The organism is Herbaspirillum sp. NPDC087042 (assembly GCF_044745245.1).
In the GTDB taxonomy this organism is placed as follows: domain Bacteria; phylum Pseudomonadota; class Gammaproteobacteria; order Burkholderiales; family Burkholderiaceae_D; genus Herbaspirillum.
Map to the genome: position 1 here is coordinate 19887 of NZ_JBIUZW010000002.1, position 25367 is coordinate 45253.

Below are 25367 nucleotides of genomic sequence, written 5' to 3' on the forward strand. Positions count from 1 at the left end.
TCAGGCGGCCTTGAATTCCAGCAACTGCGCGCCCTCGGCGACCTGGTCGCCGACCGCGTAGAGCAGGTCCTCGACGGTGCCGGCCGCGGGGGCGGCGATGGTGTGTTCCATCTTCATCGCCTCCATGATCAGCAGTGGCGCACCTTGTGCCACGCTGGCGCCCTTCTGCACCAGCAGCGCGACGATCTTGCCGGGCATGGGCGCGGTCAGGCGGCCACCCTCGGCTTCGCTGTGGCCGGCATGGGCCATCGGGTCGACATGGCGCAGGCTGCGTTGTCCCTGCTGGCCGAACACATGCAGCCACTCGCCCTCGCGCACCACATCGGCTTGCAGGTTGCGGCCATCGAGATTGATCTGCAGGCGATTGTCATGGGCGGCATCGATCTGCAGGGCATGGGCCTGGCCATCGATATGCAGGGTCCAGTGGCGGCCATCGCCGGCATAGTCGATCTGCAGCGTGGTCGGCCCGGCCTCGTTCTCCAGCGTGAGCGTGCGCAGCAGCCGCATGTTGAGTCGCCAGCCGCTGGTGCTGGCCCAGGGATCGGCGCAGCGGGAGGTCGGGGAGGCCGGGGAGGCCTGCAGTTCTTCCTGCAGCAGCGCCGCCGTTGCCAGGGCCAGTGTATCGATGGCGGGAGCGGACGCTGGCGGGAAGAGGGTATCGCGATGGCGTTCGATCAGGCCGGTATCGAGGTCGGCGCCGGAGAAGGCACTGCCGGCCACCAGCCGTTGCAGGAAGCCGATGTTGGTGGCCAGGCCGACCACCTGGTACTGCGCCAGCGCACGCGCCATGTTGCGCAGGGCGGCATCGCGGTCGGCGCCCCAGACGATGAGCTTGGCGATCATCGGATCATAGAAGGGCGAGATGGCATCGCCCTCACGCACGCCCGAATCGATGCGCACCTGCGCCGGCTGGCCTGCGTGTCCCTGGCCCAGCTGGAACTCCACCGCCGTCGCACTGCGCATGCGCGCCAGCGTGCCGATGGAGGGCAGGAAGCCCTTCTCCGGGTTCTCCGCATAGATGCGCGCCTCGATGGCGTGGCCGTGGATGCGCAAGGCATTCTGCTGCAGTGGCAGGGTCTGGCCGGCGGCCACGCGCAATTGCCATTCCACCAGATCCAGGCCGGTGATCATCTCGGTGACCGGATGCTCGACCTGCAGGCGCGTATTCATTTCCATGAAATAGAAACTGCCACCCTCGCCATGACTGTAGTCGGCGATGAATTCCACCGTACCCGCACCCACGTAGCCGACCGCGCGCGCGGCGGCCACCGCCGCTTCACCCATGGCGGCGCGGCGTTCAGCGCTCAGGCCGGGAGCCGGGGCTTCTTCCAGCACTTTCTGGTGACGACGCTGCACCGAGCAATCGCGTTCGAACAGGTAGACGTAATGGCCGTGGGCATCGGCGAAGACCTGGATCTCGATATGGCGCGGGCGGGTCAGGTATTTTTCCACCAGCACGCGGTCGTCACCAAAACTGGAGATGGCCTCGCGCTTGCAGGAGGCCAGGGCCGCCACGAAATCTTCCGAGCGCTCGACTACGCGCATGCCCTTGCCACCGCCACCGGCACTGGCCTTGAGCAGCACCGGATAGCCGATGCGGTCGGCTTCGCCGCGCAGGAAGTCGCTCTCCTGGCGTTCGCCGTGATAGCCCGGTACCAGCGGCACGGCCGCCGTTTCCATCAGTGCCTTGGCGGCCGACTTGGAGCCCATGGCGCGAATGGCCGAGGCCGGCGGGCCGATGAAGACCAGGCCGGCATCGGCGCAGGCCTGGGCGAACTCGGCGTTCTCCGAGAGGAAGCCATAGCCGGGATGGATGGCTTGTGCGCCGGTGGCCAGGGCGGCGGCGATGATCTTGTCGCCGCACAGGTAACTTTCCTTGGCCGGTGCCGAGCCCAGATGCACGTTTTCATCGCAGGCCGCGACATGCTTGGCGCGCGCATCGGCATCGGAATACACGGCCACCGTGGCAATGCCCAGGCGACGTGCGGTGGCCGCCACGCGGCAGGCGATTTCGCCGCGATTGGCGATCAGGATCTTGCTGAACATGGTGTCTCCTCCGTGGCGTGGTTCAGATGCGGAACACGCCGAACTTGGTCTCTTCAATGGGGGCGTTCAGGGCCGCCGACAGTCCCAGTGCCAGCACCTGGCGGGTATCGGCGGGGTCGATCACGCCGTCATCCCACAGGCGTGCCGAGGCGTAGTAGGGATGGCCCTGGGCTTCGTACTGGGCGCGGATGGGCTCCTTGAAGGCGGTTTCCTCGTCGGCGCTCCAGCTGCCGCCGCGGGCCTCGATGCCATCGCGCTTGACAGTGGCCAGCACGCTGGCGGCCTGCTCGCCGCCCATCACCGAGATGCGCGCATTGGGCCACATCCACAGGAAGCGCGGCGAGAACGCGCGGCCGCACATGCCATAGTTGCCGGCGCCGAAGCTGCCACCGATGATCACGGTCAGCTTGGGGACCTTGGCCGTGGAGACGGCGGTGACCATCTTGGCACCATGGCGGGCGATGCCCTCGTTTTCATATTTCTTGCCGACCATGAAGCCGGTGATGTTCTGCAGGAAGATCAGCGGGATCTTGCGCTGGCAGCACAGCTCGATGAAGTGCGTGCCCTTCTCGGCCGCCTCCGAGAACAGGATGCCGTTGTTGGCCACGATGCCCACCGGCATGCCGTGCAGGTGCGCAAAGCCGCACACCAGGGTGGTGCCGTAGCGCGCCTTGAATTCGTCGAAGTCGCTGCCATCGACGATGCGGGCAATCACTTCGCGCACGTCGAAGGGTTTGCGGGTGTCGGTAGGGATGACGCCATACAGTTCGTGGGTCGGGTACTTCGGCTCCACGCTCTCGCGCAGCGCCAGCTGCGGCGGCTTGCTGCGGTTGAGATGGCCGACGATGTTGCGGGCAATCGCCAGTGCATGGGTGTCGTCCTGGGCCAGGTGATCGGCCACGCCCGACAGGCGCGTATGGACGTCGCCACCGCCCAGTTCCTCGGCCGTCACCACTTCGCCGGTGGCGGCCTTCACCAGCGGCGGGCCGGCCAGGAAGATGGTGGCCTGTTCCTTGACGATGATGGACTCATCGCTCATGGCCGGTACGTAGGCGCCGCCTGCCGTGCAGGAACCCATCACCACGGCGATCTGCGCGATCCCCTTGGCCGACATGTTGGCCTGGTTGAAGAAGATGCGGCCGAAGTGATCGCGATCGGGGAAGACCTCATCCTGGTTGGGCAGGTTGGCGCCGCCACTGTCGACCAGGTAGATGCAGGGCAGGTGATTGAACTCGGCGATCTCTTGTGCGCGCAGGTGCTTCTTGGCCGTCATCGGGTAATAGGTGCCGCCCTTGACGGTGGCATCGTTGCAGACGATCACGCACTCCAGCCCGGCCACGCGACCGATGCCGGTGATGATGCCGCCCGAGGGCGCGGCATCCTTCATGTTGCCGTCGCGGTCCTTCTCGCGGTACATGCCGTAGGCGGCCAACTGCGAGAACTCCAGGAAGGGCGTGCCGGGATCCAGCAGCATCTGCACGCGGTCACGCGGCAGCAGCTTGCCGCGCGCCAGGTGCTTCTCGCGCGCGGCCTGGCCACCGCCTTCGGCGATGGCAGCGACCTTCTCGCGCAGGTCATCGACGATGCGCTGCATGGCTTCGCGGTTGTGCTGGAACTCGTCACTGCGCGGGTTGAGCTTGCTTTCAATCTGCGGCATGGTGGTCTCTCGTCTCTCTGTTTTAGTTTCTTGTTGTGGCGCCGTGGTGCAGAAAACCTCAGCCTTCGGGGAAGCTGCCGTCCACGTAGTACCAGCGCATCTGTCCCTCGCCATCCGGCTGGCGCACGAAGTTGCTGATCTCTTGCATGCGGTGGGCCTTGCCCCCGACCTTGAAGCGCGCCACGAATTCGACCGTGGCGGTATCACTGCCGGCCGCGTGCTGGTGCTTCTTGATCTCTAGGCCGATCCACTTGACGTCGGTCTCGCTGGTGAGTTCTTCCTCCGGCAGTGTCTCGGGGAACCAGGTGGCGCGCAGATAGGCTTCGTCGCGCAGCGCATAGGCGCTGTAGCGCGAGCGCATCAGCAGGTCCGCCGTGGCCGGCACCTGTGCGCCGCTGATGAAGCGGCCACAGCATTTGTCGAAGCTGGGCTGGCCACAGGGGCAGGGGCCAGCCTTGTCTTTCTTGTTGCTCATCAGATCTTTCCGTTCTTGAGAAATGCGTCCAGCTGGGCAAAGCGGTCGAAGCCCCAGAAGGATTCGCCGTCCACGATCATGAAGGGCGAGCCGAACACGCCGGCCTTGCCCGCCGCCTCGGTGGCCTGGCGCAGCTGGTCCTTGAGTTCCTGCGACTCCAGCGCGGCCTGCAGGGCATCACGATCGATGCCGAGATCGGCGGCGATGCGCAGCACGTGCTCGACCACGCTGATGTCGATGTCCTCGGTGAAGTAGGCGCTGTAGAGGGTCTTGATCAGATCCACTGCCTTGGCCGGCTGGGTGGACTGCACCCATAGCGCGGCGCGTGCGGCGACCTGGCTGCCGATGGGGAAGTTGCTGGGCGGTTGATAGAAAATGTTGTGGAAGCGCGCGGTGCGCACCATGTCGTGTCTGGAGTAATCACCCTTGACCGGGATGTTGACCAGCGAATTGGTCCCCAGTGCCTTGAAGATCGGCCCCAGCAGGATGGGATGCCAGTTCACGCTGCGGCCATGGCGTGCGGCCAGCTGGTCGATCTCGACGGCGGCGAAGTAGCCGTAGGGCGAGCTGAAGTCGAAGTAGAACTCGATGGGTGTGCTCATGATGGGAAGTCGTATTGTTGAAAAAGGGAGGGCGTGTTCAGAGCGTATCGGCGAACAGTTCGCGGCCGATCAGCATGCGGCGGATCTCGCTGGTGCCGGCGCCGATCTCGTAGAGCTTGGCGTCGCGCCACAGGCGGCCGACCGGATATTCATTGATGTAGCCATTGCCGCCCAGCGTCTGGATCGCCTCGCCGGCCATCCAGGTGGCCTTCTCGGCCGAGTACAGGATGGCGCCGGCGGCGTCCTTGCGCAGCGCGCGCACCTTCTCGGGCGAGTCGGCGCGGTCACAGGCCTGGCCCACGGCGTAGACGTAGGCCTTGCAAGCCATCATGGTCGAATACATGTCGGCCAGCTTGCCCTGCATCAGCTGGAACTCGCCGATGGCCTGGCCGAATTGCTTGCGGTCGTGCACGTAGGGCAGCACCACATCCATGCAGGCCTGCATGATGCCCAGCGGACCGCCGGAGAGCACGGTGCGTTCGAAGTCCAGTCCCGACATGAGCACATTGACGCCACGGCCGATGCCGCCCAGTACATTCTCCTCGGGGACTTCGCAATCCTGGAACACCAGCTCGCCCGTGTGCGAGCCGCGCATGCCGAGCTTGTCCAGCTTCTGCGCCACCGAGAAACCCTTGTAGCCCTTCTCCACCAGGAAGGCGGTCATGCCGCGCGCGCCGGCCTCCAGGTCGGTCTTGGCATAGACCACCAGCACATTGGCGTCCGGCCCGTTGGTGATCCACATCTTGCTGCCGTTGAGCACATAGCGGTCGCCCTTCTTGTCGGCGCGCAGCTTCATGCTCACCACGTCGGAACCGGCATTGGGTTCGGACATGGCCAGGGCGCCGACATGCTCGCCCGAGATCAGCCTGGGCAGGTACTTCTGCTTCTGCGCCTCGTTGCCGTTGCGCTTGATCTGGTTCACGCACAGGTTGGAGTGCGCGCCATAGGACAGGCCCACCGAGGCCGAGGCGCGCGAGATTTCTTCCATCGCCACGATGTGGGCCAGGTAGCCCAGGCCGGCGCCACCGTATTGCTCGCTGGCGGTGATGCCCAGCACGCCCAGCTCGCCCATCTTCTTCCACAGGTCCATGGGGAACTGGTCGCTGCGATCGATCTCGGCCGCGCGCGGGGCGATCTCGGCTTGCGCAAAGGCAGCCACTGCTTCGCGCAGTGCGGCGATATCTTCTCCGTGGTCGAAGCTCAGTCCTGGCAGGTGGATCATCGTTGTCTCCTCGTTGGGTGATGTCTCGAATGCTTGCTTGTTCTGGTTTTTTGATACGTTGGAGTTGCTTGACGTTAGCGTCAAGCAAGCGCCTGTTCCTGAGCGTTATGCCGCTACGCTCTTGCGTCGTGCCTTGGTGCCTGCCGCCTTCGGTTTGCCCTCGACGAGCAGTTGCCGGCACTCTTCTTCGTGGGCGGCGATTTCGGACAGGGTCAGTTCCAGGTCTTCGCGCTGCTGCTCCAGTTTTTCGCGGTGGGTCTGCAACAGGCCCAGGAAGCGCTGCAGCTGCGGTTGCGTATCCTTGGGCGATTCGTACATGTCGATCAGGTCCTTGATCTCCGAGAGCGTGAAGCCCAGGCGCTTGCCGCGCAGGGTCAGTTTCAGGCGCGTGCGCTCGCGCGCCGGATACACGCGATGCCGCCCGCCCACGCCTTCGCGCTTGGGGTTCAGGATGCCGTGGTCTTCATAGAAACGGATCGCGCGGGGCGTGATCGCGAATTCCTCAGCCAGTTCGGTGATGGTGTAGGTGGGCATGGACGTGTCAGGATGGTCGGGCTGGTACTTTACGTTAACGTAAAGTATATTGTGCCTTCCCGTCCAGCGGAAAATGCAGCATGCGCTAGACTGTTCGTTTTTCGTTGTCGCTGGAGCAATGCCGGCGACAGCGTGCATCTCCCTTCGTTTCCTTGGCCAGGCTCACTGATTACCCAGATGAATGCACTTGAATCCCAGCTCGATTACGTCTTCGGCGACACCCTGCCCGACACCGGTCGCACCATGGAAGTCGCACCCGGCGTGCGCTGGCTGCGCATGGGGCTGCCGTTTGCGCTGAACCATATCAACCTGTGGCTGCTGGAAGATGAAGTCGAGACGCCGCAGGGCCGGCAGCGCGGCTGGACCGTGGTCGATTGCGGCATCGCCACCGACGAAACCCGCCAGGCCTGGGAAATCCTCTTCGCCGAGGAATTGCAGGGCCTACCCATCGTGCGCGTGCTGGTCACGCACTGCCACCCCGACCATGTCGGGCTGGCCGACTGGCTGTGCCAGCGCTGGCAGGTACCGCTGCTGATGAGTACCGGTGACTACGCCTTCGCACGCGTGATGTCAGCCGCCTTGCCGGGCGCCGAGGGGACGGCGGCGACACCGCATTTCCAGCGTCATGGCCTGGTCGATCCCGAGACCATTGCGACCCTGCAGGGCCGCAACACCTATTACCAGGACCTGGTGCCACGTGTGCCGCGCGCGTACTGGCGCTTGCAGGATGGTCACGCGGTGCGCATTGGCGGGCGTGACTGGGAGATCATCACCGGCTTCGGCCATTCACCCGAGCATGTGTCGCTGTATTGCCGGCAGGCCAATGTGCTGATCTCGGGCGATATGGTGTTGCCGCGCATCTCCACCAATGTCTCGGTGTTTGCCATCGAGCCGGAGAGCAACCCGGTGCAGCAGTACCTGGATTCCCTGCAGAAATACGGCCACCTGCCGGCCGACGCCCTGGTACTGCCGTCGCACGGCAAGCCTTTCCGTGGCCTGCATACGCGTATCGAGCAGTTGAACGACCATCACCGCCTGCGCCTGGCCGAAGTGCTGGAAGCCTGCGCCACGCCGCAATCGGGCGTGGATATCCTGCCGGTGATGTTCAAGCGCCCGCTGGACACGCACCAGCTTTCCTTCGCCCTGGGCGAAGCCGTCGCGCACCTGCACAAGCTCTGGTATGACGGTGTGGTGAAGCGGGTGGTGGGGGAGGATGGGGTGTATCGGTTCGTGGCGATCTGAGTATGCAGCGCCCATGAAAAAACGCCGGCCGGGGAAACCCGGGCCGGCGTTTTCGCATGCGTGAGAGGCATGCCAGGCAGGAATGTAAAGCTGGCTCAGCCCGCCTTCTTCTTGAGCTCGCGCTCTTCCTTCTGCAACTTGGTCTTGATGCGGTTGCGCTTCAACGGCGACAGGTATTCAACGAAGACCTTGCCCTTGAGGTGATCCATCTCGTGCTGGATGCAGACCGCCAGCAGATCGTCGGCCTCGAGCTCGAAGGCCTTGCCGTCGGCGTCGAAGGCGCGCACCTTCACGCGGGCCGGGCGTTCCACTCCGTCGTAGATACCGGGCACCGACAGGCAGCCTTCGTCGTAGACGCGCTTTTCCTCGCTGGCCCAGAGGATCTCGGGGTTGATGAAGACCTGCAGGCTCTTGCCCTCATCCGACACGTCGATCACCACCACCTGCTCATGCACATCCACCTGGGTGGCGGCCAGGCCCACGCCGGGCGCGGCGTACATGGTCTCGGCCATGTCGGCCACCAGTGTCCTGATGCGCTCGTCGAAGACGGTGACGGGCTGGGCGACCTTGTGCAGGCGTGGATCGGGGTAACGGAGGATGTTGAGCTGGGCCATACGTGGAATTCTCGGAAATCGTGTTCTGTGGAGCAGGGTGGTTCGGAGCTCGTCATTTGTCGAGCTGCCGGGAAATTCGTTTCGGGATTGCCTGTTAAATGCGGCCAGGTTGCGGTGCTTCAAGCGCGACCGGGGCAGAATCAGCCTCCTGGTCGACGGGATTGTCGCGTGACCACCGCCCGTTTTTCCCGATCAAGATGAAAAAGTGTATCACAGCGTTGCTCGCGTCTCCCGGAAAGCCGCGCCGACAGCCGGTGAGCGCTGCACGAGAACATGGACTACCGCCCGCCAGTTGAACCTGATGATGATGACCCGGCCAGCTCCGCCGCCTGGCTGTCCCTGGCCGAGGGCGTAGGGCCGGCCAGCGTGCGCCGCCTGCTGGCGGTGTTCGGTTTGCCAGGGCGGATCTGGCGAGCCAGTCACCAGGAGCTGGCCGCCGTGGTGGGGCCGGCCATCGCAGCAGCCCTGCGCAAGCCGCTGGTGCCGCGTCAGCAGGCGCGCATCGCGGCCACGCTGGCCTGGCTGCAGGTGCCGGGGCAGTCCATCGTCACGCTGGCCGATGCGCACTATCCTCCTGCACTGTTGCAGATTCCCGACCCGCCGCCCTTGCTGTATCTGCGCGGCAATGCGGCCTGGTTGTGCGGTGAGGCGCTGGCCGTGGTCGGCAGCCGCAACGCTACCGCGCAGGGTGTGGCGCATGCGGCACGTTTTTCGGAAGAGCTCAGCCGGGCCGGGCTGACCATCGTCTCCGGCCTGGCGCTGGGCATCGACGCGGCCGCCCATGAAGGCGGCTTGCGTGGCGCCGGTTCGACCGTGGCCGTGATCGGTACCGGCATCGATATCGACTACCCGCTGCGCCACCGCGCCCTGGCGCAACGCATCGCCGAGCAGGGCTGCATCGTCAGCGAGTATCCGCTGGGGACGCCGCCGCTGGCGGCCAACTTCCCGCGGCGCAACCGGCTGATCTCGGGCCTGTCGCGGGCGGTGCTGGTGGTGGAGGCGGCGGCGCAGTCGGGGTCGCTGATCACCGCCCGCATGGCCGCCGAGCAGGGGCGCGATGTGTTTGCCATACCCGGCTCCATCCATTCGCCGCTGGCCAAGGGCTGCCACCAGTTGATCCGCCAGGGCGCCAAGCTGGTCGATACCACGCAGGACATCCTCGATGAGTTTGCAGGCAGGCAAGCTGTCCCGATGGCAACCAGGCCCGCTGCTGCCACCGCTGTCGATGTCGATCCGGCAAGTGCTCTTGTCCTGCAGGCAATGGGCCATGATCCGGTCGATGCCGATACCCTGGCCAGCCGCTGCGAGCTTGATGTGGCGGCCCTGGCAGGCTTATTGCTCACACTGGAACTGGAGGGCCGTATCGAGCTGTTGCCGGGTGCGCAATATCGGCGTCTGGCGTGAAGAAATTAATTCCCGCGGCCCGGCAAATCCTGCCATACTGGACTTGGCTGACTTGTACATTGATAACCTTCGCGATAGAGTACGCCCATGTTTGATGTCCTCGTTTACCTGTACGAAACCTACTATCGCCCCGATGCCTGCCCCGAACCGGAGGCCCTGGTCAAGAAGCTGTCGGCGATCGGTTTCGAAGAAGATGAAATCTCCCAGGCACTCGGATGGCTGACGGATCTGGAAGTCGCCAATCACGAATTCGCCGACAATTACCCCCGCCAGACCGCCTTCTCCTTCGGTACCCGTATCTACGCGCGCCAGGAGAGCGATGTGCTGGGCGTGGAAGCCATCGGCTTCATCCAGTTCCTGGAGTCGGCCAAGATGCTCGACCCCATCCAGCGCGAGATCGTCGTCGAGCGCGCGCTGGCCGCCGGTGAAGCCCCTGTCGGGCTGGAGAAGCTCAAGGTCATCGTGCTGATGGTCCTGTGGAGCCAGGGCAAGGAGCCGGATGGCCTGATGTTCGAGGAATTGTTCCTCGACGACGAAGACGCCGAACCGCGCCTGTTGCACTGAGGCAGCCGGGCGTTGGCGCCGACCTGCCAGGTTGAGGGGCCTGGCCATGGTCGGGAGCGGTCCAATCCACATGAATTCACCGCCCAGGCGGCAGAAACACCAAGACGGCAAGCCCTTGTGCTTGCCGTTTCATTTGCATCACGCTTATCATTCCCCCGCATTGGCCCGATATTGGCTACTATATAAAAATTCCGTTGTCCACAGGCAATGAAACGCCGGCAGGCAGTTGCCGCCGCCGCGCCTGGGGTGACATGGTGTTGTTTCGGGACATCCCGGCCCCAGATGGGCAAGGACGCTGTCCTGGAATGCGCCAGCAATCGACCTCTCACAATCGAGACCACTACTTATGAGCAAGACCCTCATCATTGCCGAGAAGCCCTCTGTCGCGAATGACATCGCGAAGACGCTCGGCGGCTTCACCAAGCACGATGAGTATTTCGAATCCGACGAGTACATCCTGTCATCGGCCGTCGGTCACCTGCTGGAAATTGCAGTCCCTGAGGAATACGACGTCAAGCGCGGCAAGTGGAGCTTCACCCACCTGCCGATGATCCCCCCGCACTTTGCCCTGAACCCGATCGCCAAGACCGAGTCGCGCCTGAAGGTGCTCTCCAAGCTGATCAAGCGCAAGGATGTGACCACCCTCATCAACGCATGTGACGCGGGCCGCGAAGGAGAACTGATCTTCCGCCTCATCGCCCAGTACACCAAGGCCAAGCAGCCGGTGAAGCGCCTCTGGCTGCAGTCGATGACGCCGGGTGCCATCCGCGAGGGCTTCGCCCATCTGCGCGAGGATGACGAGATGATGCCCCTGGCCAATGCCGCCCGCTGCCGCAGCGAGGCCGACTGGCTGATCGGCATCAACGGCACCCGCGCCATGACCGCCTTCAATTCGAAGGAAGGCGGCTTCTACCTCACCACCGTGGGGCGCGTGCAGACGCCGACCCTGTCCATCGTGGTGGAGCGTGAAGAGAAGATCAAGAAGTTCGTCTCGCGCGACTACTGGGAAGTGCATGCCGAGTTCGTCTGCGCTGCCGGCATCTACAAGGGCCGCTGGCTGGACAAGGGTCACAAGAAGGACGAGAACGACCCCGAGAAGCGCCCCGAGCGCCTGTGGAGCCGTGCCGCCGCCGATTCCATCGTGGCCGCCTGCCGCGACAAGCAGGGCAATGTCACCGAGGAATCCAAGCCGACCACGCAGATGTCGCCGGGCCTGTTCGACCTGACCAGCCTGCAGCGCGAGGCCAACTCGCGCTTCGGCTTCTCGGCCAAGAACACCCTGGGCCTGGCCCAGGCGCTGTATGAAAAGCACAAGGTGCTGACCTATCCGCGTACCGACTCGCGTCACCTGCCCGAGGACTACATCGCTACGGTCAAGGACACCATGGAGGCGCTGGCGGAGAACAACAACTACCACCAGTTCTCCAAGCAGATCTTGAAGCAAGGCTGGGTCAAGCCCAACAAGCGCATCTTCGACAACACCAAGATCAGCGACCACTTCGCCATCATCCCGACCACCCAGGTGCCCAAGAACCTGTCGGAGCCGGAACAGAAGCTCTATGACCTGGTGACGCGCCGTTTCATGGCGGTGTTCTTCCCGCCGGCCGAGTTCCAGGTGACCACCCGCTTCACGGAAGTGTCGGGCCATCAGTTCAAGAGCGAAGGCAAGGTCATGATCAACCCCGGCTGGCTGGCCATCTACGGCAAGCAGGTCGAGGAAGACGACAAGGACAAGGAAGGCGGCGGCAACCTGGTGGCCGTGGCTCCAGGCGAGAAGGTCAAGACCGACAAGGTCACCGCCAACGGCCTGGTCACCAAGCCGCCGGCCCGCTACACCGAAGCCACGCTGCTGTCGGCCATGGAAGGCGCCGGCAAGCTGGTGGATTCCGACGAGCTGCGCGAAGCCATGGCCGGCAAGGGCCTGGGCACGCCAGCCACGCGCGCGGCCATCATCGAAGGCCTGCTCAACGAAAAGTACCTGCTGCGCGAAGGCCGCGAGATGATGCCCACCGCCAAGGCCTTCCAGCTGATGACGCTGCTGCATGGCCTGGGCGTGGATGAATTGACCGAACCGGAGCTGACCGGCGAGTGGGAACACAAGCTGGCCCAGATGGAACGCGGCAAGATCAGCCGCGACGAGTTCATGCGCGAGATCGCGCAGATGACCCAGATCATCGTCAAGCGTGCCAAGGAATACGACAACGACACCATCCCCGGCGACTATGCGACCCTGCATACGCCCTGCCCCAATTGCGGTGGCGTGGTGAAGGAAAACTATCGTCGCTTCGCCTGCACCAAGTGCGAATTCTCGATGAGCAAGGTGCCGGGTGGCCGCCAGTTCGAGATCGCCGAAGTGGAAGAACTGCTGCTGAACCGTACCATCGGCCCGCTGCAGGGATTCCGCTCCAAGATGGGCCGTCCGTTCGCGGCCATCCTGAAGATTTCGCGCGACGAAGAGATCAAGAACTTCAAGCTGGAATTCGACTTCGGCCAGGACCAGGCCGATGGCGAGGGTGGCGAGCCGGTGGACTTCAGCGAGCAGACGCCGCTGGGCGCCTGCCCCAAGTGCAGCAGCGGTGTCTACGAGATGGGCCTGGCCTATGTCTGCGAAAAGACCGTGGCCAAGCCCAAGGCCTGCGACTTCCGCAGCAGCCGCATCATCCTGCAGCAGGAGATCCTGCCCGAGCAGATGGCCAAGCTCTTGAACGAGGGCAAGACCGACCTGCTGCCGGGCTTCATCTCGCAGCGTACCCGCCGGCCTTTCAAGGCCTTCCTGGTACGCGGCAAGGATGGCAAGATCAGCTTCGAGTTCGAGGAACGCAAGGCCAAGGCGCCCGCCAAGGGCAAGGCGGCGGCAGCCGAAGCCGGTGATGGTGCTGATGAAGCGGTTGCCAAGCCAGCTGCCAAGAAGACGGCGGCCAAGACTACGGCCACCAAGACCACCAAGACCAAGGCGGCAGCCAAGCCAGCAGCGGCCAAGAAGCCGGCACTGCGCAAGGCCACGCCGAAGAAGGCAGCGGCACCGGACGCCTGATTTTTGCTGTCGGCAGACGTTAAAAAGCCCTCGCACTGTGAAGTGCGGGGGCTTTGTGTTTTGACGGATGGTTCGCTACCTATCTCCCGTTCGGACTGAGTAGGCCCGTCAGGGCCGTATCGAAGACTCGCCGTCGCAACGGCCGCTGCGTCTTCGATACGCGGCTGCGCCGCTACTCAGCCCGAACGGTGGGAGGGAGATTTTTTAGCGTTTGTTCAGTCGCCGTACACCACCGTCAGCGGCGCATGATCCGAAAAACGCTGCTCCTTGTAGATCGCCGCACTGGCGGCCTTGGCGGCGATGCCGGGGGTGGCGACGTGGTAGTCGATGCGCCACCCGACGTTGTTGGCCCAGGCCTGGCCGCGATTGCTCCACCAGGTATAGGCTTCGCCGGTGGTCTCGGGATGCAGGCGGCGGTACACGTCCACCAGTCCCAGCTGGTCGAAGATCTGCGTCATCCACGCGCGCTCTTCGGGCAGGAAGCCGGAGTTCTTCTGGTTGCTCTTCCAGTTCTTCAGGTCGATTTCCTTGTGGGCGATGTTCCAGTCGCCGCAGATGACGACTTCGCGGCCACTCTTTTCCAGCTCCATCAGGTGCGGCAAGAACACTTCCATGAAGCGGAACTTGGCTTGCTGGCGCTCGTCGCTGGAGGAACCCGAGGGCGCGTACAGGGAGATCACGGTCAGGTCGCCGTAATCGCATTCGACGTAGCGGCCTTCGTCATCGAATTCGCTATTGCCGAAGCCGATGCGCACCGAATCCGGCTGCCGGCGGCTATAGACGCCCACGCCGGAATAGCCCTTCTTCTGGGCGTAGTGGAAGTGACCGACGTAGCCGGCCGGGGCCAGGAAATCCTCGGTCATGTCGGCGGCCTGGGCCTTCAGTTCCTGCACGCAGACGAAATCCGGCGCTTCCTTCTGCAGCCAGTCGAAGAAGCCTTTCTTGGCGGCCGAGCGGATTCCGTTGAGGTTGGCGGAGACGATTTTTGGCATGTGCGGTCCTGTTTGCTTGCAGCTGGATAAGGCCGGTAGCATAACCGATAGGGCGAATCATTTAAAATGTCGGCCAGATGAAGGCGTTGCCGCCGCTTGTACCTTGCCCGCGGGCAAGCGCTTGCCGCCGGCGCCTTCCGTTTTGACTCTTCCCGGGAAATGCATTGTGAGCAACTTGAGACAGGAATTCATTGAATTCGCGGTATCGGCCGGCGTGCTGCGCTTTGGCGAATTCATCACCAAGGCGGGCCGTACCTCGCCTTACTTCTTCAACGCTGGCCTGTTCAACGAAGGCGCGACGCTGGCCCAGGTGGCCCGCTTCTATGCCCAGACGCTGCAGGATTCAGGCGTCGAATACGACATGCTGTTCGGCCCCGCCTACAAGGGCATCACCCTGGCCTCCGCCACCGCCGTGGCGCTGGCCGGTATGGGCCGCAACGTGCCTTTCGCCTTCAACCGCAAGGAAGCCAAGGACCACGGCGAAGGCGGCACCATCGTCGGCGCCAAGCTGCAGGGCAAGGTGGTCATCATCGACGACGTGATCTCGGCCGGTACCTCGGTGCGTGAATCGGTGGACATGATCCGCGCCGCCGGTGCCACGCCCTGCGCGGTGCTGATCGCGCTGGACCGCATGGAGCGCTCGGGCAAGGATGGCGCACTCTCCGAACTGTCGGCGGTGCAGGAAGTGGCGCGCGAATACGACATGCCGGTCATCTCGATCGGCAACCTCAACGACCTGTTCGAGTACATCTCCAACGGCGGGGATGCCCGCCTGACCCAGCACAAGGATGCGGTGGCGGCGTATCGCACGCGTTACGGTGTCTGATGGTCTGATGTCCTGACTGTCGTCAACGTCGGTCTAAAGGCCGCATCTTCGTGGATGCGGCCTTTTTCATTGGCGCAGATCGCGCGTCAGAGCGGTTCGGTGATGCTGCGCGCCCCTTGCCGCTGCAGGCGGTCATCGAGTTCGCCGACCTGGGCCGCCACGGCATTTTCGGTCTGCTCCACCCGCAGGTGGAGATCGCGCTGCAAGTTGTCCAGGCGCTGCGCCAGCAGGGTTTGCTGCTCGATCTGGCGGCGCTGCAGGTGCTCCAGTTCGATCTTGAGATAGGCGCGCAAGTCGTTGAAGCGGGAGTGTTCAGCCTGGTCGGCCAGCTCGCGCTGGGCGTCGAGCTGCTTGGTCAGGCGCCGGCTTTCCAGCATCACGCTGGTTTGCAAGGCCAGGATGTAGAGCAGGAAGAAGGCCGTCAGCATCACCACCACGCCCAGCATGACCATGCCCAGCGGGGCCTGGAAATCGGTGTAGATCAGCGACAGCGTGGTCGGTGCCGTGAAGGCCGTCCAGTTCACCGTGGCGAAGAGGGCGACCAGCGCCAGCAGCACGATCAGGAAAATGGTCCGTAGTCTCATTGCAGCCTCCTGTTGTCTGTTCCCGGCACGGTGCCGGTGAACTTGTCGTCACATCAAGTTGAAACAGTTGGACTGTGGGGAGACGAGGGATGTTCCTCGTAGTTGGCAAACAGGAAAGTCGGCATCCGTGTGCGCCAGACGAAAAAAAGCCGGCATGGCGCCGGCTTTTGATGTCAGAAGGGAAGTTTTCTGGTGTCGGCTCACGCCGCAGCCAGGGCCTTTTCCAGCAACTGGTGCAATTCGGCGAATTGCGGCTCACCGACATAGCGCTTGATGATGTTGCCATCCTTGCCGATGACGAAGGTGGTCGGGGTCAGCTTGACGTCGCCGAAGGCCTTGGCCAGCGTGTCCTGCGGGTCCAGGGCGACCTGGAAGGGCAGCTTGCGGGTTTCGGTGTAGTTCAGCACGTAGTTGGGCGGGTCATAGCTCATGGCCACGGCCACGAAGTCCAGGCCACGGTCCTTGAACTTGTTGTAGGTCTCGATCATCTGCGGCATTTCACCCACGCAGGTGGTGCAGCTGGTGGCCCAGAAATTGACCATCACCACCTTGCCGCGCAAATCCTTGAGGGCCACGCGCTGGCCATCGAGCTTGGTGAAGGTGACGTCGGGCGCGGCGTTGCCGGCATTGACCTTGAAATAGGTGAAGGCGGCCACGGCGGCCACCACCACGACGGCGGCCAGCTTGATCATGAGGCTGCTCCTGGGAGCGCTTGCCTGTGCTTGCATGGGAAACTCCGATTGGGGGGCGATGCCCCGGGCTGATCCGGCCATTATAGACCTCCCGGCCGATTCCTGCGGGGCCTGGCCGGATGTGAAAACCGCCGGACAGGCCGGCGGTTTGACTTGCATCAGGCTTGCCAGGGCGAACCCTGCATTCAGCTGGTCGCCTTGTTCTCGCTGGCCGGCTTGCGCTGGTATTCCTTCAGTTCTTCCTCGGTGATGTATTCGAACAGGGTCACGACCTTGTTCACGCCCGAGATGCCGCTGGTGATCTGTGCCGCACGCTGGCCTTCGCGCTGCGTGACCCGGCCCAGCATGTAGACGATGCCGCGCTCGGTGGTGATCTTGAAGGCGCTGGAATAGAGCGTCTTGTCATCCACCAGGCTGGCCAGGACCTTGCTGGTGATGAGGGCGTCGCTGGAGCGCGAGGAGAAGCTCGACGCCGGCATCACCGCCAGTTCGTTGTACACCGTGTCGACGTTCTGGATGGCCTTGGCTTCGCGTTCGGCGGCGGCCTTGGAGGCTTCGTCAGGCACTTCGCCGGACAGCAGGACCTTGCGGTTGAAGGCCGTCACGTTGACGTGGGAGCCGGCGGCCACCACATCGGGGATGCTGGCTTCGCCCTTGACCACGATCGATTTGTCTTCCGTTTGCGCGCCCAGGGTACGGCGGTCGGTGGCTGCGAAGGTGGTGGCCAGCGCACCGCCGGCGAACACCGCGAAACAGCCCTGCAGGCTCAGGGCAACCATGCCGCCCAGGGCCACGGCCGCCAGGGGGCGGCGCATCCGTGTCAACAACGATCGAGTATCACTCATTCGCATCATCTCCAAAAAGCGCGACGTCGATGCCGTCGCAAATGCAGTGCAGGGTCACCAGATGCACTTCCTGGATGCGCGCGGTACGGTCATGCGGCACGCAGATATGCACATCGGCGTCATTCAAGACCTTGCCGATCTTGCCACCACCCTTGCCGGTCAGTGCCACCACGCGCATGTCGCGTTCGTGGGCCACTTCGATGGCCGCCAGGATGTTGCCCGAATTGCCCGAGGTGGAGAAGGCCAGCAGCACATCGCCCGCCTGGCCGAAGGCCTGCACCTGCTTCGAGAAGATCTCCTGGTAGCTGTAGTCGTTGCCGACTGCGGTGAGGATGGAGGTATCGGTGGTCAATGCCAGGGCCGGCAGCGGCAGGCGCTCGCGCTCGAAGCGACCGACCAGTTCGGCCGCGAAGTGCTGGCTGTCGGCGGCCGATCCGCCATTGCCACAGGCAAGGATCTTGTTGCCATTCGACAGCGCATTGAACATAAGTTCAATGGCTTGCTCGATCGGTTGCGCCAGTACGCTGGCGGCCTTGATCTTCAGCTCGGCGCTTTCCTGGAAATGGGCGAGGATGCGGGGATTTGTCATAGTGCCTGCGATTATAGTTGAGTTGAACAGGGGCAAGCCCGTGCAATTCGTAAAGAAAAGTTTCTGGATGACCGGTCGCACATGATACCGCCAGTGGCCCGGTGTTGCCGCAAAAAGCGCCCGGATGCGGCCGTCTCAGGCTTCGATGGCGTTGCGCAGCCACTGCATCCGGCCGCCGTCCAGGGCCACCACGTCGAAGCGACAGGGCGGCGTGTCGGGCTGGGCTTGCAGCCAGGTCTGGGCCGCCAGGATCAGGCGCCGCTGCTTGGCCGGCGTGACGCTGGCCGCCGCGCCGCCATGCGAGTCGCTGGCGCGGGCGCGCACTTCGACGAAGACCACGGTGGCGCCATCGCGCATGACCAAGTCGATCTCGCCGCCCCGGCAGCGGAAATTGCGTTCCACCAGTTGCAGGCCTTGCTTGCGCAGATGCGCCAGGGCCGCATCCTCTGCGGCGTCACCGGTGTGCTGGCGGGCCGTGCGTCGCAGCAGGTCGGACCATCCCATCGTCGCTGCCCTCACCCGGCTTCAGTACTGGTCGGCGATGGGCATCGGCCAGCCATCCTGGTAGATGGCCTGGGTTTCCTGGCGCTGGAAATAGGTGGTGCCGCCATTGACCATGTTGACGCTGAGACGACCGGTGACGCCGTCCATGTCGAAGCTGGGGTGCTGCTGGGCGATGCCGTAGGCGACGCGATAGGCATCGATGCCCAGCGCATACAGGCGCGCCAGGTCGGGATTGGGACGCTCGCCGTCAGTGGTGGCCGGACGCGGATAGCGCGCCACGGCCACGTTGTCGGCCTGCAATTGCCAGGGGATGTCGATGAGGCGCACGCCATCCAGTTCAGGCAGCTTGTCGTTGGGATTGCCGCGATTGAGGGTGAAGGGATTGATCTGCGAGGTGCCATACAGCGGCAAGTCATTGCCCACGGCGCTGCGCAGCTGCACGGTCTGGCCGGCATCCAGTGCGGCGAAGATCAGGGCCGGCTTTTCCTGTTCCACACGCTTGGCCAGTTGCGCCAGGCCCGGGGCGGAGAGGGCGTTGGAGGGCGTGCTCAACTCCAGCGTCTCGACCTGCAGGCCCAGTTGCCGGGCGCGCAGCTGGAAGGCGCGGGCAGCGCGCTTCTGCCAGGCTACGTTGGTCGAAATGGCGAAGATCTTGCCGGGCGCCTTTTCCTTTTCCACCCAGTTGGCGACCTGGCGCGCCTCTTCATCGATGGACAGGCCGGCCGCCAGCATCAGCGGCGGCAGCGGCGTCTCGGCTTCGCCGGCCAGGTCGGGCTGGGCCAGGGCGATGGTGGGCTTGGTGACGCGGCCGCTTTGCGCCACCGAGGTGACGGCGCTGCGCGAGAGCGGGCCGATCAGGATGTCGTACTTGGCCGAGGCGTCGTCATAGGCGCGTTGCATGTCCTGGGCCGAGTCGCCGGTCTCGACGATGGCCAGCTGGATGTTGTCCTTCTGGCGCGAATAGGCGGTCAGGAAGCCCGTGCGCACGGCATCGGCAGCGGCGCCGAAGGCCCCGCTGCGATTGGGCAGCAGCAAGGCCATGCGTATCGGCGCGGCCGCCGGTGGCGCCTGCATGTCGGCGCCGGTGTCGGGCGCGGGCGCCTCATCGGTGGGGCTGGCAGAAGGCGGTGCTGACAGCGCGGGTGTGGCCGCTTGCGCCAGCAAGGGTACACTGTCGGCTGCCACGGCTGGCGTCGTCGCCAGGCAAGGCAGGACCAGCGGACCCAGCAGGGCCGCCAGCGTGGTCATTTTTTTCAATCCAGTGAACATCCCGCCCCCCCAAATGAATCAGAATTCCAGCGTCGCCGCCTCCGTCCTGCATGATGCCGCCCAGCAAAACTATCCGGTGTCGGCATTATATGTGCTGGCCACGCCCATCGGAAACGTCTGCGACATCAGTCTGCGCGGCCTGCATGTGCTGGCCATCGCCGATGCCGTGGCTTGTGAGGATACCCGTAATACCAGCCAGTTGTTACAGCGGTATGGCCTGTCCAAACCGTTGCTGGCCGCCCACGAGCACAACGAGCGCGAAGCCGCCGACAAGATCATCGAACGCCTGCGCGCTGGTCAGCGGGTGGCGTTGGTGTCGGATGCCGGTACGCCGGCCATTTCCGACCCCGGGGCGCGGGTGGTCGATGCGGTGCGCGCGGCCGGCTTGCAGGTGATCCCGCTGCCGGGTGCGTCGGCGGTGGTGACGGCCTTGTCGGCCTCGGGCCTGACCGATGCGCGCTTCCAGTTCGTCGGCTTCCTGCCGGCCAAGACCCGCCAGCGCGAGACCGCGCTGCAGGAGCTGGTCGCACTGGAGGCAGCCCTGGTGTTCTACGAGGCCCCGCATCGCATCGTCGAGACCGTGCAGTCGATGCTGCAGGTGTTCGGCCCGCAGCGCCAGATCGTGCTGGCGCGCGAACTGACCAAGCTCTTCGAGGATATCCACCGTTGCCCGTTGGGCGAGGCCCCGGCCTGGCTGGAGCAGGATGCCAATCGCCAGCGCGGCGAATTCGTGGTCTTGCTGGAAGGAGCGCAGCCAGTCGATGGCGAGGATGCCGACGCCGAGCGCGTGTTGCGCATCCTGCTGGCGGAGCTGCCGGTCAAGCAGGCCGCTGCGCTGGCCGCGCAGATCACCGGCCAGAAGAAGAACGCGTTGTATGAACGCGCCCTGCAGATCAGGCAGGGCGCGCAACTGGATGACGACGTCAGCGAGCAGTGAAACCAAATGCTACCGTTCGGGCTGAGTAGGCCCGCAGGGCCGTATCGAAGACGTGCTGATGGTGCGCCTTCGATACGCGGCTTAGCCGCTACTCAGTCCGAACGGGTGTGCTTCGCATCCGCGTTTTTCTAAAGCTGTCGGGACTCAACGCTCGACGATGAAGGGCGTGCCGGCGCTGCGCTGGCGCACCAGCGTGGCGGCATTCTGGGCCGCCGGACGGGTCGGGTAGGGGCCCGCATAGAGGCGATACAAGCCATTGACCTGGACCGCCTGCATGCTGTCGACGATCCCCGAGAGGCTGGGCAGCAGCTTGTCGCGTGCCTGCAGGGCATTGGTTTCCTGCGAATAGGCGCCGAACTGCAGGTAGTAGCCGGCCGTCAGCGGCACTGCCTGAGGCATGGCCGGGGAGGGTGCCGAACCGCTGGCGATCGCATTGATGATGCCACCGCCACCGGCCAGGCCAGCGCCGCCGGCCGCGCTGGAGGTGGCCGCATTGATCGGCTGCACCGCCGCCACGGTGGGCTGCGGCGGCAGGCTTTGCGCACTGACCGAGTTGATTTCCACCGCACCTGTGGCGACGCCCGCACCGCTGTCGGCGGCGCGGTTGATCGGATCGGCCGCGGCCAGCGTGGTGCCGTTGCGGCGCGCATCGGCCATGCGCTGGGCTTCCTCGGGCAGGATGCGCTCGACTTCCAGCTCGCTGCTGCCATTGCCCAGGTAACCCAGCTTCAGCGCTGCCGTGTAGGACAGGTCGATGATGCGGCTGGAATGGAAGGGACCACGGTCATTGATGCGCACGATCACCTGCTTGCCGGTCTTCAGGTTGGTCACCCGCGCGTACGACGGAATGGGCAACGTCGGGTGGGCCGCCGTCATCTTGTACATGTCGTAGAGTTCGCCCGAGGACGTCTTCTGGCCATGGAATTTCTTGCCGTACCAGCTACCGATGCCGCGCTGGATGAAGGGCTGGTTGTCGGTCAGCGGTACATAGGTCTTGCCGAACACGGCGTAGGGCTTGCTGGCCGCCCTGGAGACGGGCTCCACCTGCGGCTCGGCATCGGCGACGTCGAGCAGACCATCGGGGATATGGTCACCCGGGCCGTCGTCCTTGTAGTAGCCGCCCCGTCCGGAACCAGCCGGCGGCAGCGCCGGCACGTTGGACGGGCGCGCGCTGCCCGCCTTGACCGGTGTGGGCGCCTGGGCGGTCTGGGTGGTGGTGGGGGCCGTGCCGCAGGCCGCCAGCCACAGCGGCAGCAGCAAGCTGCCCCAGCGCAGGGCCGCGGGCAGGGTGGGCAAGGCTGGCTGGGGCATGGCCCCGCCTTGTGTGTCGAGTGATGGTGTTCCCATGGGCCTGTCCTTGGTCAACAAGTCGATGTGCCGGGCCTGATCACGCCTGTCCGGCCGGAATGTTCGCAACGATACCAGAGTGCAACGCACCCTGGCTGACAACTCGTCAGTGGCGCAAGTTCACGGGCCCGGGCTGAATTGCCATCCGGGCAACGAATATTGTCCACAGGCCGGGTGCGCCCCGGCCCGGGTTCAGCTTTGCACCAGCTTGCGGTGGCGCTGGATGCTCATCAGGATGCCGGTGCCCAGGCCCAGCGTCACCAGGGCGGTGCCGCCATAGCTCATGAAGGGCAGCGGTACGCCCACCACCGGGATGATGCCGCTGACCATGCCCATGTTGACGAAGGCATAGGTGAAGAAAATCATCGTGATGGCGCCACCCAGGAGGCGGGTGAAGAGCGTGGGTGCATTGGCCGTGATGATCATGCCGCGTCCGATCAGCAGCAGGTACAGCACCAGCAGCACGATGTTGCCGATCAGCCCGAATTCCTCGGAATAGACCGAGAAGATGAAGTCGGTGGTGCGTTCCGGGATGAATTCCAGGTGGGTTTGTGTCCCCATCAGCCAGCCCTTGCCGGTCACGCCTCCGGAGCCGATGGCGATGGTCGACTGGATGATGTGGAAGCCCTTGCCCAGCGGGTCGGAGGTCGGGTCGATCAGCATCATGATGCGCTGGCGCTGGTAATCGTGCATGAAGGACCACACCACCGGCAGGCTGGCCGCACCGGCGATGACCAGGCCCACCAGGATCTTCCAGGGCAGGCCGGCGAAGAAGATCACGTAGAAGCCGGCCGCCAGCACCAGGAGGCCCGTACCCAGGTCAGGTTGGCGGATGATCAAAAAGCCCGGGATCAGCAGCAGGATGGCCGCCACCACGAAGGCATCCCAGCGCAGCATGCCCTCGCGCTTCTGGAAGTACCAGGCCAGCATCAGCGGCATGGCGATCTTCATGATCTCGGAGGGCTGCACCACCATGCCGATGTTGAGCCAGCGACGAGAGCCCTTCTTGATGATGCCGAACAGGGCCACCGCAATCAACAGCGTCACCCCCACGGTATAGACCGGCACCGCCATGCGCAGCAGTAGCTGGGGCGAGACGTTGGCGGCGATCCACATGACGATGAAGGCCACCAGGATATTGCGCAGCTGGTCTTCCACCCGGCCCGGGAAATTCATGCCGGCCGAATAGAGCGTCACGATGCCCACCGACAGGATCAGGAAGACGATCAGCGACAGCGCGCCGTCGAACACCGTCAGGTGCGGCTTGATGATTTGCCACAGGGGCGGACGTTGCAGGCTCATGCCGGCTCCTCGTGCGTAGTGCTTGTTGCGATGTCAGGTCTTGCCTGCCCCGGGCCTGGGCCGGGCAGGCAAGCATTCAAATGCGGTGCGGGCTCATTCCTGCACGTCCGGCTGGACCGTCGGCGTGGTGCTGCCGCCCTCCTCGGAGGTGGGGCCTTCCACCGGCGTATCGGCGTTCACGCCCTCGGTCGGCGCGACCGACTTGATCGGCTCGTTGGGACGCTTGCCCAGCATGAAGTAGTCCATGGCCTTGCGCACCAGCGGCGCGGCCACGCCGGCACCCCAGCCACCGTTCTCGACCACCGCCGCAATGGCGATGCGCGGCGAATCCGCCGGGGCGAAGCCGATATAAAGGCCGTTGTCGTGGAAGTTGCGCGAGAGCTTGCGCGAATCATACTTCTGGTTCTTGGCGATGTTGACCACCTGGGCCGTACCGGTCTTGCCGCCCGAGTCATAGGGCGCGCCCCGGAAGGCGGCCGCGCCGGTGCCTTCCTTGACCACGCCGATCATGGCGCGCTTGATGAAATCGACGTTTTCCTGCTTCAGCGGGATACGGTAGCTTTCCTTGGGCACGGTCTCGGTGCGTTCGTGGGAGACACCATCCTCGACGATCTTGACCAGGTGGGGCTTCATCACCACGCCATTGTTGGCCAGCACCGACATGGCCTGCGCCAGTTGCAGCGGGGTGAAGCTGTTGTAACCCTGGCCGATGCCCAGCGAGACGGTATCGCCGGCGATCCAGCGCTTCTGCTCGGGTTTGCGGAAGGCATTGCGCTTCCATTCGGTGGAGGGCAGGATGCCGCGCTTCTCGTGCTCCAGGTCGATGCCGGTGATCTGGCCGAAACCGAAGGGCTTCATGAAGTCATGGATGGCGTTGACCCCCATGTCATTGGCCAGCATGTAGTAGTAGGTGTCGCAGGAGATGGCGATGGAGCGGTACATGTCCACCACGCCGTGGCCACCTTCCTTGTCATCGCGGAAACGGTGGTTGCCCAGCACGAAGAAGCCCGGATCGCGGATGGCGTCCTGCGGACGACGCTTGCCCAGTTCCAGCGCAGCCAGCGCCATGAAGGGCTTGTAGGTCGAGCCGGGCGAGTACAGGCCCGTCAGCGGCCGGTTCAGCAGCGGCCGGTCGGGCGACTTGTTCAACTCATCCCAGCTCTGCTGGTCGATGCCTTCGACGAACAGGTTGGGATCGTAGGACGGCTGCGACACATAGGCCAGGATGTCGCCGGTGGCCGGGTTGATCGCCACCAGCGCGCCCTTCTGGTCGCCGAAGGCTTCTTCCACCACCTTCTGCAACTCGATGTCGATGGACAGGATCAGGTTCTTGCCGGGTGTGGCCGGGGTGCGCGAGAGCGAGCGCACGGCGCGGCCGCTGGCCGAGATTTCCACTTCCTCGTAGCCGGTGGTGCCGTGCAACTGGCTTTCGTAGCTCTTTTCCAGGCCTTCCTTGCCGATGTAGTCGGTGCCGTTGTAGTTGGCCTCGTCATCCGAATCGGCGATGCGCTCGGCATCGCGCTGGCTGATGCGGCCGATGTAGCCGATCACGTGGGCCGCCGTCTTGCCATAGGGGTACTGGCGGAACAGGCGCGCCTGCACTTCCACGCCCGGGAAGCGGTAGCGCTGGGCGGTGAACTTGGCCACTTCCTCGTCGGTCAGGCGGGTGCGGATGGGCACGCTTTCGAAGTTCTTGGATTCTTCCTGCAGGCGGCGGAAGCGGCGGCGGTCGCGCGGCTGGATCTCCACCAGGGTACCCAGCTCATCGATCAGGTCATCGATGTTGGTCTTGATCTTGGAGGGCGTGATTTCCAGCGTATAGGCAGAGTAGTTGCGCGCCAGCACCACGCCGTTGCGGTCCATGATCAGGCCGCGGTTGGGCACGATGGGGACCACCGAGATGCGGTTTTCCTCGGCCTGGGCAGCATAGGCGTCGTGACGCACCACCTGCAGCCACAGGAAGCGCGCCAGCAGCAGTCCGAAGCAGACCAGCACCAGCACGCTCACGGCCAACAGGCGCAGCCGGAACAGCCTCAGCTCATGCGCGGTATTCTTGAATTCGGTCATGCTGCTTCTGTCCCGGCCC

The 25367-nt window shown here is 64.3% G+C and carries 23 protein-coding genes; 6 read left to right on the forward strand and 17 right to left on the reverse strand.

Annotated features, from left to right (window positions below; all coding sequences use genetic code 11):
- The 6 genes from ACIPHN_RS04275 to ACIPHN_RS04300 all read right to left on the reverse strand — a co-directional run bounded on the left by ACIPHN_RS04275 (position 1) and on the right by ACIPHN_RS04300 (position 6536).
- Positions 1 to 2046 (reverse strand): acetyl/propionyl/methylcrotonyl-CoA carboxylase subunit alpha, encoded by a 2046-nt coding sequence (locus tag ACIPHN_RS04275; RefSeq protein WP_400433251.1) that lies wholly within the window; start codon positions 2044 to 2046, stop codon positions 1 to 3.
- A gap of 22 nt (positions 2047 to 2068) precedes the next feature.
- Positions 2069 to 3703, reverse strand: coding sequence for a carboxyl transferase domain-containing protein (locus ACIPHN_RS04280; RefSeq protein WP_400433254.1), 1635 nt, complete (start codon positions 3701 to 3703; stop codon positions 2069 to 2071).
- A gap of 58 nt (positions 3704 to 3761) precedes the next feature.
- A complete protein-coding gene (locus ACIPHN_RS04285) occupies positions 3762 to 4178 on the reverse strand; it encodes a YchJ family protein (RefSeq protein WP_400433256.1) in 417 nt (138 codons plus the stop codon).
- Positions 4178 to 4780 carry a 2-hydroxychromene-2-carboxylate isomerase gene (locus ACIPHN_RS04290; protein ID WP_400433259.1) on the reverse strand — a complete coding sequence of 201 codons (603 nt, stop codon included), beginning with the start codon at positions 4778 to 4780 and terminating at the stop codon, positions 4178 to 4180. The genes ACIPHN_RS04285 and ACIPHN_RS04290 overlap by 1 nt, the downstream gene beginning before the upstream one ends.
- Before the next feature lie 37 nt (positions 4781 to 4817).
- Positions 4818 to 6002, reverse strand: a complete 1185-nt coding sequence (locus ACIPHN_RS04295) for an isovaleryl-CoA dehydrogenase (RefSeq protein WP_400433262.1) — start codon at positions 6000 to 6002, stop codon at positions 4818 to 4820.
- Between the two features lie 105 nt (positions 6003 to 6107).
- Entirely contained in the window at positions 6108 to 6536 is a 429-nt protein-coding gene (locus tag ACIPHN_RS04300; RefSeq protein WP_400433265.1) for a MerR family DNA-binding transcriptional regulator, read from the reverse strand.
- A 177-nt stretch (positions 6537 to 6713) separates the two neighbouring features.
- Between ACIPHN_RS04300 and ACIPHN_RS04305 the strand changes: the two genes are divergently transcribed.
- Positions 6714 to 7778: an MBL fold metallo-hydrolase gene (locus ACIPHN_RS04305; protein WP_400433267.1), complete on the forward strand. Its 1065-nt coding sequence runs from the start codon at positions 6714 to 6716 to the stop codon at positions 7776 to 7778.
- A gap of 95 nt (positions 7779 to 7873) precedes the next feature.
- Here the strand turns inward: ACIPHN_RS04305 and def are convergent, their stop codons facing one another.
- Complete coding sequence (gene def / locus ACIPHN_RS04310) at positions 7874 to 8392, reverse strand: peptide deformylase (protein WP_400433270.1); 519 nt, start codon at positions 8390 to 8392, stop codon at positions 7874 to 7876.
- A 273-nt stretch (positions 8393 to 8665) separates the two neighbouring features.
- Here def and dprA point away from each other — a divergent pair, with 273 nt between their 5' ends.
- The 3 genes from dprA to ACIPHN_RS04325 all read left to right on the forward strand — a co-directional run bounded on the left by dprA (position 8666) and on the right by ACIPHN_RS04325 (position 13394).
- On the forward strand, positions 8666 to 9796 hold the full coding sequence (gene dprA, locus ACIPHN_RS04315; protein WP_400433273.1) for a DNA-processing protein DprA: 1131 nt from the start codon (positions 8666 to 8668) through the stop codon (positions 9794 to 9796).
- Between the two features lie 87 nt (positions 9797 to 9883).
- Positions 9884 to 10360, forward strand: a complete 477-nt coding sequence (locus ACIPHN_RS04320; protein WP_400433274.1) for a DUF494 family protein — start codon at positions 9884 to 9886, stop codon at positions 10358 to 10360.
- A 346-nt stretch (positions 10361 to 10706) separates the two neighbouring features.
- Entirely contained in the window at positions 10707 to 13394 is a 2688-nt protein-coding gene (locus tag ACIPHN_RS04325) for a DNA topoisomerase III (RefSeq protein ID WP_400433275.1), read from the forward strand.
- Positions 13395 to 13609: 215 nt separating this feature from the next.
- On the opposite strand, the gene ACIPHN_RS04330 is transcribed toward ACIPHN_RS04325, so the two are convergent.
- Complete coding sequence (locus ACIPHN_RS04330; RefSeq protein ID WP_400433277.1) at positions 13610 to 14386, reverse strand: exodeoxyribonuclease III; 777 nt, start codon at positions 14384 to 14386, stop codon at positions 13610 to 13612.
- Between the two features lie 166 nt (positions 14387 to 14552).
- Between ACIPHN_RS04330 and pyrE the strand changes: the two genes are divergently transcribed.
- Positions 14553 to 15212: an orotate phosphoribosyltransferase gene (gene pyrE / locus ACIPHN_RS04335; RefSeq protein ID WP_400433280.1), complete on the forward strand. Its 660-nt coding sequence runs from the start codon at positions 14553 to 14555 to the stop codon at positions 15210 to 15212.
- A gap of 86 nt (positions 15213 to 15298) precedes the next feature.
- Here pyrE and ACIPHN_RS04340 read toward each other — a convergent pair whose 3' ends face one another.
- The 6 genes from ACIPHN_RS04340 to ACIPHN_RS04365 all read right to left on the reverse strand — a co-directional run bounded on the left by ACIPHN_RS04340 (position 15299) and on the right by ACIPHN_RS04365 (position 19695).
- Positions 15299 to 15796 (reverse strand): LapA family protein, encoded by a 498-nt coding sequence (locus tag ACIPHN_RS04340; protein WP_400433283.1) that lies wholly within the window; start codon positions 15794 to 15796, stop codon positions 15299 to 15301.
- A 200-nt stretch (positions 15797 to 15996) separates the two neighbouring features.
- On the reverse strand, positions 15997 to 16524 hold the full coding sequence (locus tag ACIPHN_RS04345; protein WP_400433286.1) for a peroxiredoxin family protein: 528 nt from the start codon (positions 16522 to 16524) through the stop codon (positions 15997 to 15999).
- A 149-nt stretch (positions 16525 to 16673) separates the two neighbouring features.
- Positions 16674 to 17333 carry a BON domain-containing protein gene (locus tag ACIPHN_RS04350; protein ID WP_400433289.1) on the reverse strand — a complete coding sequence of 220 codons (660 nt, stop codon included), beginning with the start codon at positions 17331 to 17333 and terminating at the stop codon, positions 16674 to 16676.
- The gene (locus ACIPHN_RS04355; protein ID WP_400433292.1) at positions 17326 to 17922 is read right to left on the reverse strand and encodes a phosphoheptose isomerase; all 597 of its coding nucleotides are present in this window, start codon (positions 17920 to 17922) and stop codon (positions 17326 to 17328) included. Before ACIPHN_RS04355 ends, ACIPHN_RS04350 begins: the two co-directional genes overlap by 8 nt.
- A gap of 135 nt (positions 17923 to 18057) precedes the next feature.
- On the reverse strand, positions 18058 to 18426 hold the full coding sequence (locus ACIPHN_RS04360; RefSeq protein ID WP_400433295.1) for a YraN family protein: 369 nt from the start codon (positions 18424 to 18426) through the stop codon (positions 18058 to 18060).
- A gap of 21 nt (positions 18427 to 18447) precedes the next feature.
- Positions 18448 to 19695 carry a penicillin-binding protein activator gene (locus ACIPHN_RS04365; RefSeq protein WP_400433298.1) on the reverse strand — a complete coding sequence of 416 codons (1248 nt, stop codon included), beginning with the start codon at positions 19693 to 19695 and terminating at the stop codon, positions 18448 to 18450.
- 13 nt (positions 19696 to 19708) lie between these two features.
- Here ACIPHN_RS04365 and rsmI point away from each other — a divergent pair, with 13 nt between their 5' ends.
- On the forward strand, positions 19709 to 20632 hold the full coding sequence (gene rsmI, locus ACIPHN_RS04370; protein WP_400433300.1) for a 16S rRNA (cytidine(1402)-2'-O)-methyltransferase: 924 nt from the start codon (positions 19709 to 19711) through the stop codon (positions 20630 to 20632).
- Positions 20633 to 20776: 144 nt separating this feature from the next.
- Here the strand turns inward: rsmI and ACIPHN_RS04375 are convergent, their stop codons facing one another.
- The 3 genes from ACIPHN_RS04375 to mrdA all read right to left on the reverse strand — a co-directional run bounded on the left by ACIPHN_RS04375 (position 20777) and on the right by mrdA (position 25348).
- Positions 20777 to 21979 carry a septal ring lytic transglycosylase RlpA family protein gene (locus ACIPHN_RS04375; RefSeq protein ID WP_400433303.1) on the reverse strand — a complete coding sequence of 401 codons (1203 nt, stop codon included), beginning with the start codon at positions 21977 to 21979 and terminating at the stop codon, positions 20777 to 20779.
- Between the two features lie 192 nt (positions 21980 to 22171).
- Positions 22172 to 23281, reverse strand: a complete 1110-nt coding sequence (gene rodA, locus ACIPHN_RS04380; protein WP_400433306.1) for a rod shape-determining protein RodA — start codon at positions 23279 to 23281, stop codon at positions 22172 to 22174.
- Positions 23282 to 23374: 93 nt separating this feature from the next.
- Entirely contained in the window at positions 23375 to 25348 is a 1974-nt protein-coding gene (gene mrdA / locus ACIPHN_RS04385; protein WP_400433309.1) for a penicillin-binding protein 2, read from the reverse strand.
- Positions 25349 to 25367 lie beyond the last annotated feature (19 nt).